14 protein-coding genes are annotated in these 16,075 nt (G+C 69.9%); all 14 read right to left on the bottom strand.

Going from position 1 to position 16,075, the window contains the following annotated elements:
• Positions 1–4: 4 nt before the first annotated feature.
• Genes nuoN through JNO54_RS04805 form a run of 14 tightly spaced genes read right to left on the bottom strand, consistent with a single transcriptional unit; the run spans position 5 to position 16,026 of the window.
• A complete protein-coding gene (gene nuoN, locus JNO54_RS04870; protein WP_204142885.1) occupies positions 5–1,585 on the bottom strand; it encodes an NADH-quinone oxidoreductase subunit NuoN in 1,581 nt (526 codons plus the stop codon).
• Entirely contained in the window at positions 1,585–3,219 is a 1,635-nt protein-coding gene (locus JNO54_RS04865) for an NADH-quinone oxidoreductase subunit M (protein WP_204142884.1), read from the bottom strand. Before JNO54_RS04865 ends, nuoN begins: the two co-directional genes overlap by 1 nt.
• On the bottom strand, positions 3,219–5,147 hold the full coding sequence (nuoL, locus tag JNO54_RS04860) for an NADH-quinone oxidoreductase subunit L (RefSeq protein ID WP_233703470.1): 1,929 nt from the start codon (positions 5,145–5,147) through the stop codon (positions 3,219–3,221). Before nuoL ends, JNO54_RS04865 begins: the two co-directional genes overlap by 1 nt.
• 21 nt (positions 5,148–5,168) lie before the next feature.
• Positions 5,169–5,468: an NADH-quinone oxidoreductase subunit NuoK gene (gene nuoK / locus JNO54_RS04855; protein ID WP_204142882.1), complete on the bottom strand. Its 300-nt coding sequence runs from the start codon at positions 5,466–5,468 to the stop codon at positions 5,169–5,171.
• Positions 5,465–6,238, bottom strand: a complete 774-nt coding sequence (locus JNO54_RS04850) for an NADH-quinone oxidoreductase subunit J (protein ID WP_204142881.1) — start codon at positions 6,236–6,238, stop codon at positions 5,465–5,467. Before JNO54_RS04850 ends, nuoK begins: the two co-directional genes overlap by 4 nt.
• Positions 6,235–6,843: an NADH-quinone oxidoreductase subunit NuoI gene (gene nuoI, locus JNO54_RS04845; protein ID WP_204142880.1), complete on the bottom strand. Its 609-nt coding sequence runs from the start codon at positions 6,841–6,843 to the stop codon at positions 6,235–6,237. The genes JNO54_RS04850 and nuoI overlap by 4 nt, the downstream gene beginning before the upstream one ends.
• Positions 6,836–8,254 (bottom strand): NADH-quinone oxidoreductase subunit NuoH, encoded by a 1,419-nt coding sequence (nuoH, locus tag JNO54_RS04840; protein ID WP_204142879.1) that lies wholly within the window; start codon positions 8,252–8,254, stop codon positions 6,836–6,838. Before nuoH ends, nuoI begins: the two co-directional genes overlap by 8 nt.
• Positions 8,251–10,641: an NADH-quinone oxidoreductase subunit G gene (locus tag JNO54_RS04835; RefSeq protein WP_204142878.1), complete on the bottom strand. Its 2,391-nt coding sequence runs from the start codon at positions 10,639–10,641 to the stop codon at positions 8,251–8,253. The genes nuoH and JNO54_RS04835 overlap by 4 nt, the downstream gene beginning before the upstream one ends.
• The gene (nuoF, locus tag JNO54_RS04830) at positions 10,638–11,957 is read right to left on the bottom strand and encodes an NADH-quinone oxidoreductase subunit NuoF (protein ID WP_204142877.1); all 1,320 of its coding nucleotides are present in this window, start codon (positions 11,955–11,957) and stop codon (positions 10,638–10,640) included. The genes JNO54_RS04835 and nuoF overlap by 4 nt, the downstream gene beginning before the upstream one ends.
• A 1-nt stretch (position 11,958) precedes the next feature.
• Positions 11,959–12,876, bottom strand: a complete 918-nt coding sequence (nuoE, locus tag JNO54_RS04825) for an NADH-quinone oxidoreductase subunit NuoE (protein WP_204142876.1) — start codon at positions 12,874–12,876, stop codon at positions 11,959–11,961.
• The gene (locus JNO54_RS04820; protein WP_204142875.1) at positions 12,873–14,228 is read right to left on the bottom strand and encodes an NADH-quinone oxidoreductase subunit D; all 1,356 of its coding nucleotides are present in this window, start codon (positions 14,226–14,228) and stop codon (positions 12,873–12,875) included. Before JNO54_RS04820 ends, nuoE begins: the two co-directional genes overlap by 4 nt.
• Positions 14,228–15,061 carry an NADH-quinone oxidoreductase subunit C gene (locus JNO54_RS04815; RefSeq protein WP_204142874.1) on the bottom strand — a complete coding sequence of 278 codons (834 nt, stop codon included), beginning with the start codon at positions 15,059–15,061 and terminating at the stop codon, positions 14,228–14,230. Before JNO54_RS04815 ends, JNO54_RS04820 begins: the two co-directional genes overlap by 1 nt.
• Complete coding sequence (locus JNO54_RS04810) at positions 15,058–15,645, bottom strand: NuoB/complex I 20 kDa subunit family protein (RefSeq protein WP_204142873.1); 588 nt, start codon at positions 15,643–15,645, stop codon at positions 15,058–15,060. Before JNO54_RS04810 ends, JNO54_RS04815 begins: the two co-directional genes overlap by 4 nt.
• 18 nt (positions 15,646–15,663) lie before the next feature.
• Complete coding sequence (locus tag JNO54_RS04805; protein ID WP_204142872.1) at positions 15,664–16,026, bottom strand: NADH-quinone oxidoreductase subunit A; 363 nt, start codon at positions 16,024–16,026, stop codon at positions 15,664–15,666.
• Positions 16,027–16,075 lie beyond the last annotated feature (49 nt).

The following is a 16,075-nucleotide window of genomic DNA, read 5'->3' as shown; positions in this document are numbered from 1 at the left end:
GAGGTCACCGGACGAAGACGCTCGAGGACGCCGCGAGGTCGAGGAGCGGACCGGGGAAGACGCCGAGGAGGACCGTCAGGACGACACCGACGGCGACCGCGACGACCGACATCGTCGCCGGCTGCGCCAGGGTGACCTCGCCCGAGGGCTCGGTGAAGTACATGAGGACGATGACCCGGATGTAGACGAAGGCGGTCACCGCGCTCGCGAGGACACCGATGACGACGAGAACGACGCCGGAGAGGCCACCGTGCGCGACGGCCGGGAGGAAGGCCGCGACCTTGGCGACGAAGCCGGAGGTCAGCGGGATACCGGTGAAGGCGAGCAGCAGCAGCGCCATGGCGGCCGCGACCCACGGGTGACGACGGCCCAGGCCCGCCCACTGCGAGAGGTGGGTGGCCTCGGAGCCGCGCTCACGCACCATCGCGACGAGGGCGAAGGCGGCGATCGTCGAGGCGCCGTAGGCGACGAGGTAGAAGAGCACGCCCTCGACGGCCGTGACGTCGAACGCGAGAACACCGACGAGGATGAAGCCGGCGTGCGCGATCGAGCTGTACGCGAGCAGGCGCTTGATGTCCGTCTGCGTCACCGACATCACGGCACCGACGACCATCGTCAGCGCGGCGATGACGACGACCCCCATGCGCCACTCCCAGCGCGTCGCCTCGAGACCGACGTAGACCAGCCGCAGCAGCGCGCCGAAGGCGGCGATCTTCGTGCAGGCGGCCATGAAGCCGGTGACCGGGGTCGGGGCGCCCTGGTAGACGTCCGGGGTCCAGGAGTGGAAGGGGACGGCACCGACCTTGAAGAGCAGGCCGACAAGGAGCATCGCGACACCCGGGAGGAGCAGGCCCTCCATCTCGCCGGTCGACGTGGACGCCGCCTCGGCGATCGCGGAGATCCGCACCGAGCCGGCGTAGCCGTAGAGCAGGCCGGCACCGAAGAGGAAGAACGCCGAGCTGAACGCGCCGAGGAGGAAGTACTTCAGCGCCGCCTCCTGCGAGAGGAGGCGACGGCGACGGGCCAGGCCGGTCATGAGGTAGAGCGGCAGCGAGAGGACCTCGAGCGCGACGAACATCGAGAGCAGGTCGTTGGCCGAGGTGAACATCATCATGCCGCCGAGCGCGAGGAGCGTCAGCGGGAAGACCTCGGTGGTCGAGCGGCCCGCGCGGGCGGCGGCGGCCTCGAGGTTGGAGCCCGGGGACGCGGCACCCATCGGGGTGAAGGTGTCCGGTCCGTCACCGCCGAAACGGTCGGCCATCGCGAGCAGGGCCGCGAGGCCGAGGACGAGGAGCGCCCCCGAGAGGAAGCGGCTCGGCCCGTCGATCGCCAGGGTCCCGGCGACCGTCGTGCCGACGACGTCGGCGGAGTCCGGGAGGACGAGGACCGCGAAGGCAGCCAGGAGGGAGAGCACCGCCAGACCCAGCTGGAGCGGGTAGCGGAGGCGGCGCGGGGCGAAGGCCTCGACGAGGACCCCGATGACCGCACCGGCGAAGACGATGATCATCGGCGCGAGCGCGAGGTAGTTGAAGTCGGCGACCTCGAACTCACCCGCGGCGGGCAGGATGCGCAGCGCGGCGCTCATCAGTGGTTGCTCCCGTCGGTCGAGGCGGCGGTGTCAGCCGGGGCGTCGGGCGCCGGGTCGGTGACACCGACGTACTGCAGGGTCCGCTCGACCGCGGGGTCGAGCACGTCGAGGACCGGCTTCGGGAAGAAGCCGATGACGAGGAAGCTCGCGATGAGCGGCGCCACCACCGCCTTCTCCCGCCACGAGAGGTCGCGCACCGGGCCGATCCGGGCGGGCGTCACCCCGTCGTCAAGGTCGGCACGCACGTACGGCAGGTCCTGCCCGCCCTCGTCGTGACCGATGACCGTCTCGGCGCCCTCGACGATCTCCGGCGGCGGACCGGTCATGATCCGCTTGTACATGAGCATCACGTACAGGGCCGCGAGGACGACACCGAGCGAGGCGATCGCGCCGGCCACCGGGTACCGCTGGAAGGTGCCGGTGATGACGAGGAACTCGGAGACGAAGGACGACAGGCCCGGCAGCGCCAGCGCCGACAGACCGGCGATGAGGAAGGTGCCCGCGAGGACCGGGGTCACCCGCTGCCAGCCGCCGTACGCGTCGATCCGGCGGCTGCCCCGACGGGCGATGAGCATGCCTGCGATGAGGAAGAGCGCAGCCGTGCTGAAGCCGTGGTTGATCATGTAGAGGTTCGACCCGGCGTGCGCCGTCGACGTCAGGGCGAAGATGCCCAGGACGATGAAGCCGAAGTGGCTGATCGAGGTGAACGCGATGAGGCGCATGAGGTCGGACTGACCGATCGCGAGCACCGCGCCGTAGAGGATCGACACGAGCGCCAGGGTGATGACGACCGGCGTCGCCCACTGGCTGGCCTCCGGGAACATCTGGAGGCAGAAGCGGATCATCCCGTAGGTGCCGACCTTGTCGAGCACGCCGACGAGCATCGTCGCGACCGCCGGCCGCGACTCGGCCGCGGCGTCCGGGAGCCAGGTGTGCACCGGCCACATCGGCGCCTTGATCGCGAAGGCGATGAAGAAGCCGAGGAAGAGCCAGCGCTCCCTGCTCTGACCGAGCTCGAGGCCGGTGAGGCGCTCGACGAGGAAGCCGTCGGCACCGCCCGGTCCGTAGACGTAGAGGGCGATGACCGCGACGAGCATGATGAGCCCGCCCGCGAGGGAGTAGAGGAGGAACTTCACCGCGGCGTACTGACGACGCTCACCGCCGTAGAGGCCGATGAGGAAGTACACCGGGATGAGCATGGCCTCGAAGAAGACGTAGAAGAGGAAGACGTCCGTGGCGGCGAAGACACCGACCATGAAGGGGACGAGCGAGAGGAGCAGCGCGAAGTACGTGCTCTCCCGCCGACCGCCCTCGGGGACGTCGTTCCACGCCGCGAGGATGCAGACCGGGGCCAGGACGAGCGCCATGAGGATGAGCGCCAGCGAGATGCCGTCGACACCGAGCGCCCAGGACACACCGAAGGCGGGGATCCACGAGTAGGTCTCGGCGAGCTGGAACTGCTCGCCCGACCCGGTGGAGAACTGCGTCGCGGCGGCGATGCCGAGCGCCAGCGTCAGCACGGACGCCCCGAGGGCGAAGCGCTTGGCGAGGGCGGCCGGCAACGCGGCCGTCACCGCCGCCCCGACGAGCGGGACGACGACGAGCAGCGTCAGCCAGGGGAAGTCGGTCATCAGTTCATCACCCACAGTGCACCGAGGAAGAGGACGACGCCGGTGAGCATCGTCAGGGCGTAGCTACGCGCGAAGCCGTTCTGGACCTTGCGCAGCCGCGAGGACGATCCGCCGATGGTGGCCGCCAGCCCGCTGAAGACACCATCGACCCCGGCCTTGTCGGCGAAGGTGAGGCTGCGGGTCGTGTGGATGCCGGGCCACTGGAGGAAGTTGGCGTTGAGCTCGTCCTGGTAGAGGTCCTTGCGGGCCGCCTGCGTGAGGAGCGAACCCTGCGGGGCGACCTCCGGCACGTCCTCGCGGACGTAGCGGACCCAGGCGAGCGCGAGACCGAGCGCGACGACGATGAGCGTCGCCGCCATGATCACGGGGATCGGGATGACCGGGTCCTCGTGCGCGTGGTGGCCCAGCACCGGCTCGAGGAAGCCCGGGAAGTCGAGCAGGATCATCGCGCCACCGAGGACGGCCGAGCCGACCGCGAGGATCATCATCGGGACGGTCATGACGAGCGGCGACTCGTGCGGGTGGACCTCGTCGGTCCAGCGCTTCTTGCCGTGGAAGGTCATGAAGAACAGGCGCGACATGTAGAAGGCCGTGATGCCGGCACCGAGGAGGGCGATGAGCCCGAAGATCCACGGACGCAGACCCTCGCCGACGAAGGCGGCCTCGATGACCTTGTCCTTGGACCAGAAGCCGGAGAAGGGCGGCACACCGAGGATCGCGAGCCAGCCGAGCCCGAAGGTCACCCAGGTGATCTTCATGGCGGTCGAGAGCCCACCGAAGCGGCGCATGTCGACCTGGTCGTTCATGCCGTGCATGACCGAGCCGGCGCCGAGGAACATCCCGGCCTTGAAGAAGCCGTGGGTGATGAGGTGGAAGATCGCGAAGGCGTAGCCGACCGGGCCAAGACCCGCGGCGAGCATCATGTAGCCGATCTGGCTCATCGTCGAGGCCGCGAGTGCCTTCTTGATGTCGTCCTTGGCGCAACCGACGATCGCACCGTAGAGGAGCGTGATCGCACCGACGATGGCGACGACGAGCTGCGCGTTGGGCGCCCCGTCGAAGATCACGTGGCTGCGGACGATGAGGTAGACGCCGGCGGTGACCATGGTCGCGGCGTGGATGAGCGCCGAGACGGGCGTCGGGCCGGCCATGGCGTCGCCGAGCCAGCTCTGGAGCGGGAACTGCGCAGACTTGCCGCACGCGCCGAGCAGGAGCAGCAGGCCGATGGCGGTCAGGGCCGCGGTCGAGGCCTCGCCGACGGCACCGTTGACGCTCGCGAAGTCGACCGCGCCGAAGGTGGCGAACATCAGGGCGATCGCGAGGATCATCCCGACGTCACCGATGCGGTTGACGACGAAGGCCTTGTTGGCGGCGGTGGCGTAGGCGCTCTTCTGGTTCCAGAAGCCGATGAGCAGCCAGGACGCGAGACCCACGCCCTCCCAGCCGACGAAGAGCAGGAGGTAGGAGTCGGCGAGGACGAGGAGCAGCATCGACGCGACGAAGAGGTTGAGGTACGCGAAGAAGCGGCGCTTGTCCGGGTCGTGCTCCATGTACCCGAGCGAGTACACGTGGATCAGCGAGCCGACGAAGGTGATGAGCAGGACGAAGCTGATCGACAGCGGGTCGATGAGGATGCCGGCGGTCACCTCGAAGGCTCCGGCCGGGATCCACTCGTAGAGCTCGAGGCGGCTGGCCCGCTCCCCCGCGTCGGTGCCGATCATCCCGAGGAAGATCACGGCGCCGAGGGCGAAGGAGGCCCAGGACAGGAGGGTGGCGAGGATCGGCCCGAAGGCGTCCGTGGCGCGGCCGCCGAGCAGGAGCAGGGCGGCGCCGGCCAGGGGAAGCGCGACGAGCAGCCAGCCCCAGGCCGTCAGGCCGGTGGCCGCGTGGACGGCGGCGGGCCCTTCGGTCGCGAGGGAGACCAACATCTGGTTGTGCACCATGGCTCCTTACAGCTTCAGCAGGTTGGCGTCGTCGACCGAGGCCGAGCGGCGGGCACGGAAGATCGCCATGATGATGGCGAGGCCGACGACGACCTCGCACGCGGCGACGACCATGACGAAGACGGCGATGGCCTGCCCCTCGACGGTCCCGTGCATGCGCGCGAAGGTGACGAAGACGAGGTTCGCGGCGTTGAGCATCAGCTCGACACCCATGAAGACGACGAGCGCGTTGCGGCGCAGCAGCACCGTGGCGCCGCCGATCGCGAAGAGCACCGACGCGAGGTGGATGTAGTTCATGTAGCTCATCGCGCGCCACCTTCCTCGATCGCGTCCTCGGTGCGCGCCTCGAGGTCGACGTACCGGGTGGGCACGGTGACCTGGTCGCGGGCCGCGAGGACCTTGTTGATGGACAGCTCGGAGATGCTGCCGTCGGGCAGCAGCGCCGGGGTGTCGACGGCGTTGTGGCGGGCGTAGACACCGGGGACGGGCAGACCGGCGAGGTGCTTGCCGTCCTTGAAGCGCCGCTCGCTCCACTCGCGCTGCGTCGGCTTGGGGATGAGCCGCTCGCGGTGCGCGAGGACCATCGCGCCGAGCGCGGCGGTGATGAGCAGCGCGGCGGTGATCTGGAAGAGCCACATGTACGGCCCGAAGATGTAGTACGCCATGAGCGGGACGTTGCCCGGGTCGGCGTTGGGGCCGGCCAGGCTCGGCGTGCCCTCGTAGGTCACCCGGCCGACCGAGCTGACGAGCAGCGCGATGAGGCCGAGCGTCACGACCGCGGTCGCGAGGCGGTGGCCCTTGAGGGTCTCGACGACGCTGTCCGAGTGGTCGACGCCGATGAGCATGACGACGAAGAGGAAGAGCATCATCACGGCGCCGGTGTACACGAAGATGTGCACGACGCCGAGGAAGGGCGCCTCGAGCAGGACGAGGTACATCACGCCGAGGGCGATCATCGTCGTGACCATGCCGATCGCGGCGTGGACCGCCTTGCGGGCGAAGAGCAGCCCGCAGGCTGCGACGACGGCGATGATCGCGAGGATCCAGAAGGTCACCCCTTCGCCGGTGCTGGTCATGCCTGACCCTCCTTGGCGGGTGCCGCCACGTGGTTCTCCTCGGCCCAGCGGGTCTGGTCGGGCGTCGCCGCCGTGACCTTGCCCTGGTAGTAGTCGCGCTCCTCCATGCCCTCGACCATCGGGTGCGGCGCCGCGACCATGCCCTGCTGGATCGGGGCGAGCAGCTGCTCCTTGGTGAAGATGAGGTCGGCGCGGTTGTTGTCCGCGAGCTCGTACTCGTTGGTCATGGTCAGCGCGCGCGTCGGGCAGGCCTCGATGCACAGGCCGCAGAAGATGCAGCGCAGGTAGTTGATCTGGTAGATCCGGCCGTAGCGCTCGCCGGGGCTGAAGCGCAGACCCGACTCGTCGTCGTTGTCCGCGCCCTCGACGAGGATCGCGTCGGCCGGGCAGGCCCAGGCGCACAGCTCGCAGCCGACGCACTTCTCGAGACCGTCGGGGTGACGGTTGAGCTGGTGCCTGCCGTGGAAGCGCGGCTGGGTCGGCCACTTGACCTCGGGGTACTCCTGGGTCGCGACCTTCCGGAACATCGTCGCGAAGGTGACGCCGAAGCCGGCGACCGGTGCGAAGAGGTCCGAGAAGAACCCGCCCTTGCTGTCATCAGCCACGGTGCTGCTCCTCGTCGGTGCTCGTGGTCGGTGTCGTGCTGCTCTCGCCGGTCCGGGCCGGGGTAGCCACGGCCGTGCTGCCGGCCCGGGTGGGCTCGACGAGTCGCTGGCCGGGCAGCGGGGGCACGGGGTAGCCGCCGGCGAAGGGGTCGACCTCGGCCGGGATCGCCTGGTCGGCCTCGGCGGCCTTGGCCTTCTTCTCCGCGCTGCTCTCCCACAGCCAGGTGCCGCCGAGGACGAGCACGGTGATGAAGGCGATGACGATGATCGAGGCGTAGGAGATCTCCAGCGGGCCGACGCTCAGGACGCCGTCCCCGAAGAAGCCGACCTCGGGGCTGGCCGCACGCATGAAGGCGACGGCGACGACCCAGACGATGGCCACCGGGATGAGGAACTTCCAGCCGAAGCGCATGAACTGGTCGTACCGGGTCCGGGGCAGGGTGCCGCGGAGCCAGACGAAGAAGAACATGAAGACCCACAGCTTGGCGGTGAACCACAGGACGCCCCACCAGCCCTCGTTGAGCATGCCGTCGCCGATGGCCGCGATGCCGGGAGGCGCCGCCGGGCCACCGAGGAAGAGCGTGGTCGCCAGGGCCGCGACGGTGAACATGTTGATGTACTCGCCGAGGAAGAACATCGCGAAGCGCATGCCCGAGTACTCGGTGAAGTAACCACCGACGATCTCGCCCTCGCCCTCGGCGAGGTCGACGGGGAGTCGGTTGGTCTCGCCGACCATGGTGACGACGTAGATCACGAAGCTCACGCACGCCGGGAGGATGAACCACAGGTCGCGCTGCGCGTAGACGATCTGGCTCGTGCTCATCGACCCCGCATAGAGGAAGACGGCGACGAGCGAGAGGCCCATGGCGATCTCGTAGCTGATGATCTGGGCGGTCGCGCGCAGGCCACCGAGCAGCGGGTAGGTCGAGCCCGAGGACCAGCCGGCGAGCACGATGCCGTAGGCGGCGACACCCGCGGCGGCGAGCACGAGCAGCGAGGCGACCGGGAGGTCGGTGAGCTGCAGCGGGGTGCGGTGGCCGAACATCGTCACCTCACCACCGATCGGCATGATCGCGAAGGAGACGAAGGCCATCGTCGCGAAGAGGGTCGGCGCGATGGTGAAGATCAGCGCGTCGGCGGCCTTGGGCCGCACGTCCTCCTTGAGCATCGACTTCATGCCGTCGGCGAGGGTCTGGAGCAGGCCGAAGGGGCCGTTGCGGTTCGGGCCCGGACGCTGCTGCATCCGGCCGATGACGCGCCGCTCGAACCAGATGACGAGGAGCACCTGCAGGAGCAGGTACACGAAGATCATCAGCGCCTTGACGAGCGAGAGCCACACCGGGGTGTCGCTGAAGTCCGCTCGAGGCACCGAGGGCGGCACCTCGGCGATGAGGAAGGCGAGGTTGCTCACGCGGCACCACCCTTGGTCACGGTGACGACGGCGCCCGGCTGGGCGGCCAGCGAACGGAGGTCGCAGCTCTCGGAGTTCGTCGGGAGCCAGACGACGTGGTCGACCATCTCGACGATGTGGACCGGGGCGGTGACCCGGACCCCGTCGGCGGTCACGGTGACGAGGTCACCGGGGACGACCCCGATGGCCTCGGCGCTCACCGGGGAGAGGAGGGCCTTGGGCGTCGGCGCGGTGCCGGCGAGGAAGGGCTCCCCGTCCTGCATAGAGCCGCGGTCGAGGAGGTGGCGCCAGGTCGCGAGGACGAACTGGCCCGGGCCCGGCTGCGGGACCGCCGCCGGATCCCCCGTCGTCCGGGGCGAAGGGGTGGGGGCCGGGCGCGCCGGCAGGCCGGCGAGCTCGGCGCGCACCTCGGCGACCGTGCGGGTGCCGAGGAAGACGCCCATCTCGTCGGCGATCATCGACAGGACCCGGTGGTCGCCCACGGCGGTCGTGTCGAGCGCGACGGCGAAGGGGCGCTCGCGGCCCTCCCAGTCGAGGAAGGTGCCTTCGTTCTCGGCGTGCGGCGCGACCGGGAGGATCACGTCGGCGTGCTCGGTCACCGAGCTCGGCCGGATCTCGAGGGAGACGACGAAGGAGCGGCGCAGCGCCTCGACGGCGTCCGGGTGGCCGATGTCGTCGATGTCGACGCCGCCGACGAGGAGGGCACCGACCTCGCCCGCGGCGGCGGCGGAGAGGATGCCGGAGGTGTCACGACCGCCGGACTGCGGCAGGGCGCCGGCCTCGAGCGCACCGCGCTCGCCCGCGCGCCGGGGGATCCAGGCGAGGCGCGCACCGGTCGCGGCGGCGAGGTCCGCGGCGGCGGTCAGCGCGCCGGGGACGGTCGCGAGGCGCTCGCCGACGAGGACGACGGCGCCGGGCTGGCGCAGGGCGGTCCGGGCGGCGGCGACGGCGTCGCCACCCACCTGCTCGGTCGTGCCCTCGCCCGCGAGGGCCTGGAGGACCTCGGTCTCGGTGCCGGGGGCCGACGGGATGAGCGTGCCGCCGAGCTTGCTCAGGCCGCGCGTGGTGAGCGGGGCGACGGAGAAGACGGCCGTCTTGGCTTTGCGGTAGCCGTGCCGCAGGCGGAGGAAGACGATCGGGCTCTCCTCCTCCGGCTCGAGGCCGACGAGCACGACGCTCTTGGCCGAGCCGAGGTCGTCGTAGGTGAGGCCGCCGGTCTCGGGCGTGGTGCCGAGGACGTGCTCGGCGAGGAAGCTGGCCTCCTCGGCGGAGTGCGGGCGGGCGCGGAAGTCGATGTCGTCGGTGCCGAGGGCCTCGCGGGCGAACTTCGCGTACGCGTAGGAGTCCTCGACGCTCATCCGGCCACCGACGAGGACACCGGCTCCGGCGGCGGCCCGCAGGCCGTCGGCGGCGGCGTTGATCGCCTCGCGCCAGGAGACGACGCGCAGCTCGCCGTCCTCGCGGACCATCGGCAGCTCGAAGCGGTCGCCGGTACTCGCGTAGGTGAAGGCCCAGCGACCCTTGTCGCAGTTCCACTCGTCGTTGACGGCCGGGTCGGCGATGGCCATGCGGCGCATGACCGAGCCGCGGCGGTGGTCGGTGCGGATCGCGCAGCCGCTCGCGCAGTGCTCGCAGGCGCCCGGCGTCGAGACGAGGTCGAAGGGGCGCGCGCGGAAGCGGTAGGCCGCACCGGTCAGCGCCCCGACGGGGCAGATCTGGACGGTGTTGCCGGAGAAGTAGCTCTCGAAGGGCTGCTCCTCGTAGATGCCGACCTGCTGCAGGGCGCCCCGCTCGACGAGCGCGATGAAGGGGTCGCCGGCGATCTGGTCGGAGAAGCGGGTGCAGCGCGCGCAGAGGACGCAGCGCTCACGGTCGAGCAGCACCTGGCTGGAGATGTTGATCGGCTTGGGGTAGGTCCGCTTGACGTCCTCGAAGCGCGAGGTGGCCCGGCCGTTGCTCATCGCCTGGTTCTGCAGGGGGCACTCGCCGCCCTTGTCGCAGACCGGGCAGTCGAGCGGGTGGTTGACGAGGAGCAGCTCCATGACGCCCTGCTGCGCCTTGTCGGCGACGGGCGAGGTGAGCTGGGTCTTGACCTCCATGCCGGGGGCGACGGTCATCGTGCACGACGCCTGCGGCTTGGGCATCGGCTTGACGTTGCCCTCGCGGTCCGGCATCGCGACCTCGACGAGGCACTGCCGGCACGCGCCCACCGGGTCGAGGCCCGGGTGGTCGCAGAAGCGCGGGATCTGGATGCCGACCTGCTCGGCGGCGCGGATGATCAGGGTGTTCTTGGGCACCGAGACGGCGACACCGTCGACGGTGAGGTCGACCATCTCGACGGCCGGCTTCTCGGCCGTGCCGTCCGCGGGCTGGGCGGGGGCGGTCATGCGTCCACCTTCTCGTTCTGGGTGAAGAGCGCCGAGGCAGCCGGCGGGAAGAGCTCGGCGGCCGGGGTGTGGCAGCCGGCCTCGAACTCCTCGCGGAAGTAGTTGACGGCCGAGGTGACCGGGCTCGTCGCGCCGTCACCGAGGGCGCAGAAGCTGCGGCCGAGGATGTTGTCGCAGATGTCGACGAGCTTGTCGATGTCCTCGGGAGTGCCCTTGCCGTACTCGAGCCGCTCCATGATCTGGGCGAGCCACCACGTGCCCTCGCGGCACGGGGTGCACTTGCCGCAGGACTCGTGCTTGTAGAAGTCGATCCAGCGCGAGACCGCCCGGACGACCGAGACCGTCTCGTCGAAGATCTGCAGCGCTCGGGTGCCGAGCATCGAGCCGGCCGCTGCGACCGACTCGAAGTCGAGCGGCACGTCGAGGTGCTCGTCGGTGAAGATCGGGGTCGAGCTGCCGCCCGGGGTCCAGAACTTGAGCTTCTTGGACGGGTCGCGCATGCCGCCGGCCATGTCGATGAGCTCACGCAGCGTGATGCCGAGCGGCGCCTCGTACTGGCCGGGGTTCTTCACGTGGCCGGAGAGGCTGAAGATGCCGAAGCCCTGCGACTTCTCGGTGCCCATGTCGGCGAACCAGTCGGAGCCGTGGAGCAGGATCGGCGGGACCGAGGCGATCGACTCGACGTTGTTGACGACGGTCGGGCGGGCGTAGAGACCCGCGACGGCCGGGAAGGGCGGCTTGAGGCGCGGCTGGCCGCGGCGACCCTCGAGCGAGTCGAGGAGCGCGGTCTCCTCGCCGCAGATGTACGCGCCCGCGCCGGCGTGCACGGTGACGTCGAGGTCGAAGCCGGAGCCGTGGATGTTCTTGCCGAGGTGCCCGGCCGCGTAGGCCTCCTCGACCGCGCGCAGCAGGCGGCGGTAGACGTGGACGACCTCGCCGCGCAGGTAGATGAACGCGTGGTGGCAGCCGATCGCGTAGGAGGTGATCGCCACGCCCTCGACGAGGAACTGCGGCGCCGCCATCATGAGCGGGATGTCCTTGCACGTGCCCGGCTCGGACTCGTCGGCGTTGACGACGAGGTAGCGGGGACCGCCGTCGGACGGGGGCAGGAAGCCCCACTTCATGCCGGTCGGGAAGCCGGCACCACCACGACCACGCAGGCCGGAGTCCTTCGTCATCTGGACGAGGGCGTCCGGGTCCATCGACAGCGCCTTCTTCAGCGCCTGGTAGCCGTCGTTGGCCTCGTAGGTCTCGAGGGTCCAGGACTGCGGGTGGTCCCAGAACTTCGTGAGGATCGGGGTCAGCTGCGTGGCCATGTCACTTCCCCTCGCCGTCGGGGGTCTCGCCCTTGTTGTCGTCGTCGGCGATCTTCGTCGCCTCCGCCGCCTGGGCGTCCTCCCCCTTCGGCTTCTCGTCGGGCTCGTTGGTCGGCGCGTTGACCGAGTCGTGGCGGCCGGCGGCCATGCCGTCGACGGACTCGCCGGCAGGCGAGGCCTCGGTCTCGGTTCCCTCGGACTGCGAAGGGGGAGCCGTCCACCCTTCGCGCTTGGCGATCTCCACCCCGCGCAGGGAGGCGGGGCCGGCGCCGACACCCTCGTCGGCGAGGCCGTCGGAGAAGCCCGCGAGGACCCGCGAGACCTCCTTGAAGGTGCAGACGCGGCTCGGGCCGCGGGTCGGGGCGACCGGCTTGCCATCGCGGAGGTCGTCGACGAGCTGGATCGTCGACTCGGGGGTCTGGTTGTCGAAGAACTCCCAGTTCGTCATGACGACGGGCGCGAAGTCGCACGCGGCGTTGCACTCGACCCGCTCGAGGGTGATCTTGCCGTCGGCGGTCGTCTCGTCGTGGCCGATGCCGAGGTGGTCCGAGACCCGCTCGAAGATCTCGTCGCCGCCCATGATCGCGCAGAGCGTGTTGGTGCAGACGCCGACGGTGTACTCGCCGTTGGGGTGGCGCTTGTACTGGGTGTAGAAGGTCGCGACGCCCGAGACCTCGGCCGTCGTGAGGTCGAGGGTCTCGGCGCAGAAGGTGATGCCGCGGCCGGTGATGTAGCCGTCGACGCTCTGGACGAGGTGGAGCAGCGGCAGCAGCGCCGAGCGCTTCTGCGGGTAGCGCGCGATGACCTGCTCGGCCTCGAGCGACAGCCGCTCGAGCACCTCGGCCGGGTACGGCTCCTTGCTCTCGCTGCTGACGTGCAGGTGACCCGAGACCGTCACCTCTCCGAAACCGCCACTCATCGGTCAACGCCTCCCATCACGGGGTCGAGGCTCGCCACGGCGACGATGACGTCGGCGAGGTTGCCGCCCTCGCACATCGCCGAGGCGGCCTGCAGGTTGTTGAAGCTCGGGTCGCGGAAGTGCGCCCGGAAGGGGCGGGTGCCGCCGTCGCTCACGACGTGGCAGCCGAGCTCGCCCTTCGGGGACTCCACCGCGACGTAGGCCTGGCCGGGCGGGACCCGGAAGCCCTCGGTGACGAGCTTGAAGTGGTGGATCAGGGCCTCCATCGAGGTACCCATGATCGTGCGGATGTGCTCGAGGCTGTTGCCCATGCCGTCGCCGCCGACCGCGAGCTGCGAGGGCCACGCGATCTTCTTGTCGGCGATCATGACCGGTCCCGGGTTGTGCTGGAGCTCGTCGGTCACCTGCTCGATGATCCGCAGGCTCTGGTGCATCTCCTCGATGCGGACCGCGAGCCGGTCGTAGGCGTCGGCCCCGGTGCGGGTGACGACGTCGAAGTCGTACTTCTCGTAGCCGCAGTAGGGGTCGAGCTTGCGCAGGTCGTGGGGCAGGCCCGCCGAGCGCAGGACCGGGCCGGTGATGCCGAGCGCCGTGCAGCCGGTGAGGCTGAGGTAGCCGACCTTCTTCATGCGGCCCTTGAGGATCGGGTTCTCCATGAGGAGCTTCTCGAGCTCCTGGATGCCCTTGCGGACCTGCGGCATGTTCTCGCGGATCTTGTCGATCGCGCCGTGCGGGAGGTCCTGCGCGACGCCGCCGGGACGGATGTACGCGTTGTTCATCCGCAGGCCGGTGATGTTCTCGATGATCGAGAGGATGCGCTCACGCTCGCGGAATCCGATCGTCATGATCGTCGTCGCGCCCATCTCCATGCCACCGGTGCCGAGGCAGATGAGGTGGGAGGAGATCCGGGTGAGCTCCATCATGAGCACGCGGATCGCGCTGGCCCGCTCGGGGATCTGGTCCTCGACGCCGAGGAGCCGCTCGATGCCGAGGCAGTAGGCCGCCTCCTGGAACATCGGGGTGAGGTAGTCCATGCGGGTGCAGAAGGTCACGCCCTGGGTCCAGGTGCGGAACTCCATGTTCTTCTCGATACCCGTGTGGAGGTAACCGATGCCGGCGCGGGTCTCGGTGACGGTCTCGCCGTCGAGCTCGAGGATGAGACGGAGCACGCCGTGGGTCGAGGGGTGCTGCGGACCCATGTTGACGACGATCCGCTCCTCGGGGTGCATCCCGAGCTCGCCGATCTGCTCGTCCCAGTCTCCGCCGGAGACGTCGACGACGTAGCCCTGGCTGATGTCGCCGTCGGCGTCGTTCGCCCCAGGGGTTGCGTGGAAGGTGGTGGACGCGCTCATCAGCTGTACGACCTCCGCTGGTCCGGCGGCGGGACGGTGCCGCCCTTGTACTCGACGGGTACGCCGCCGAGGGGGTAGTCCTTGCGCTGGGGGTGGCCCGGCCAGTCGTCCGGCATGAGGATCCGGGTCAGGTCGTGGCGGTCGGTGAAGACGATGCCGAACATGTCCCAGGTCTCGCGCTCGTGCCAGTCAGCGGCCGGGTAGACGCCGACGACGCTCGGGATGCGGGCGTCACCGTCGGGCACCGCGACCTCGACCCGCACGCGGCGACCGCCGTGGGTGATCGAGAGCAGGTGGTAGACGGCGTGCAGCTCCTTGCCGGTCTGGTCGGGGTAGTGGACCCCGGAGACCGAGACGCACATCTCGAAGCGCAGCCGCGGGTCGTCGCGCAGGGTCTGCATGACCTGGACGAGGTGCTCGGGGTCGACGTGCATCGTCAGCTCGCCCTTGTCGACCACGACGCTGCTCAGCAGCGAGCCGCCCGTGGCGTCGGCGAGGGTGTCGACGACGTCGTCGAAGTAGCTGCCGTAGGGCCGCTGGGCCTCGCCCGGGAAGAGGATCGGCGACTCCAGCCCGCCGTAGCCGCTGGTGTCGCCGCCCTTGGAGGCGCCGAACATACCCTTGCGGTGACCGACGACGACCGGGTCGGTCCCCTGGTCGGCGGCGTCGCCGGCGTCTGCCGGGCGGACGTTGCGGTACTCGACCGGGAGGTTCTCACCGGTGAGACCCGCGGTGGACGGGAAGCCCTTGTTGGCGGTGCCGCCGAGGCCCTCACCGACGGGGTGGACACCCTCCGGCTCGGGAGCCGCGGGCGTGGGGGTCTGGTCGCTCATGCGAGGAGGTTCCTTCCGACGAGACCCTCGTGGTCGTGCGTGGCCGGCATGAGCTCGGTCGGGGTGGCGCGCAGCGCCGCCGCCTCGGCGGCGCGGGCCGCGGCGACCCGGTTGACGCCGAGCTTGCTGCCCTGGATCTGGCCGTGCAGCTCGATGATCGCGTTGAGCAGCATCTCCGGCCGCGGCGGGCAGCCCGGCAGGTAGATGTCGACCGGGATGATGTGGTCGACGCCCTGGACGATCGCGTAGTTGTTGAACATGCCGCCGGAGCTGGCGCACACGCCCATGGAGATGACCCACTTCGGGTTGGCCATCTGGTCGTAGACCTGGCGCACGACCGGGGCCATCTTCTGGCTCACGCGGCCGGCGACGATCATGAGGTCGGCCTGGCGCGGGGTCGCGGCGAAGCGCTCCATGCCGAAGCGGGCCAGGTCGTAGTGCGGGGTGCCGACGGCCATCATCTCGATGGCGCAGCAGGCCAGGCCGAAGGTGGCCGGCCAGATCGAGGCCTTGCGCATGTAGCCGACGACGTTCTCGAGCGTCGTCAGGGCGATGCCGGCAGGCAGCTTCTCCTCAAGTCCCATGTGTCAGTGGCTCCTAGATCAGTCCCACTCGAACCCGCCGCGACGCCACACGTAGGCGTCCGCGACGAAGAACGAGTTGAGGAGGAAGAGGACGACGGCCATCAGCGTGAAGAGACCGAGCTGGTCGAAGGCGACCGCGAAGGGGAAGAGGAAGAGCGCCTCGATGTCGAAGATCACGAAGAGCATCGCGGTGATGTAGTACTTCACCGGGAAGCGACCTCCCTCGGCCGCCTGGGGCGTCGGCTGGATGCCGCACTCGTAGGCCTCGGACTTCGCGGCGTTGTACCGCGCGGGCCCGACGACCAGGCTCGTGCCGACGGACAGGAGGGCGAAGCCAAGGCCCAGGGCCATGAGGATGCCGAGCGGGAGATACGGGTTCACGCTAAGACCTCGCTTTCGGTCAGCTCGCTGTGACGCATGTCATTCATCC

The sequence above is a fragment of the Janibacter endophyticus genome, assembly GCF_016888335.1.
GTDB classification, from domain to species: domain Bacteria; phylum Actinomycetota; class Actinomycetes; order Actinomycetales; family Dermatophilaceae; genus Marihabitans; species Marihabitans endophyticum.
Note: the sequence above shows the minus strand (reverse complement) of the source record. Positions and strands in the feature narration are given on the sequence as shown.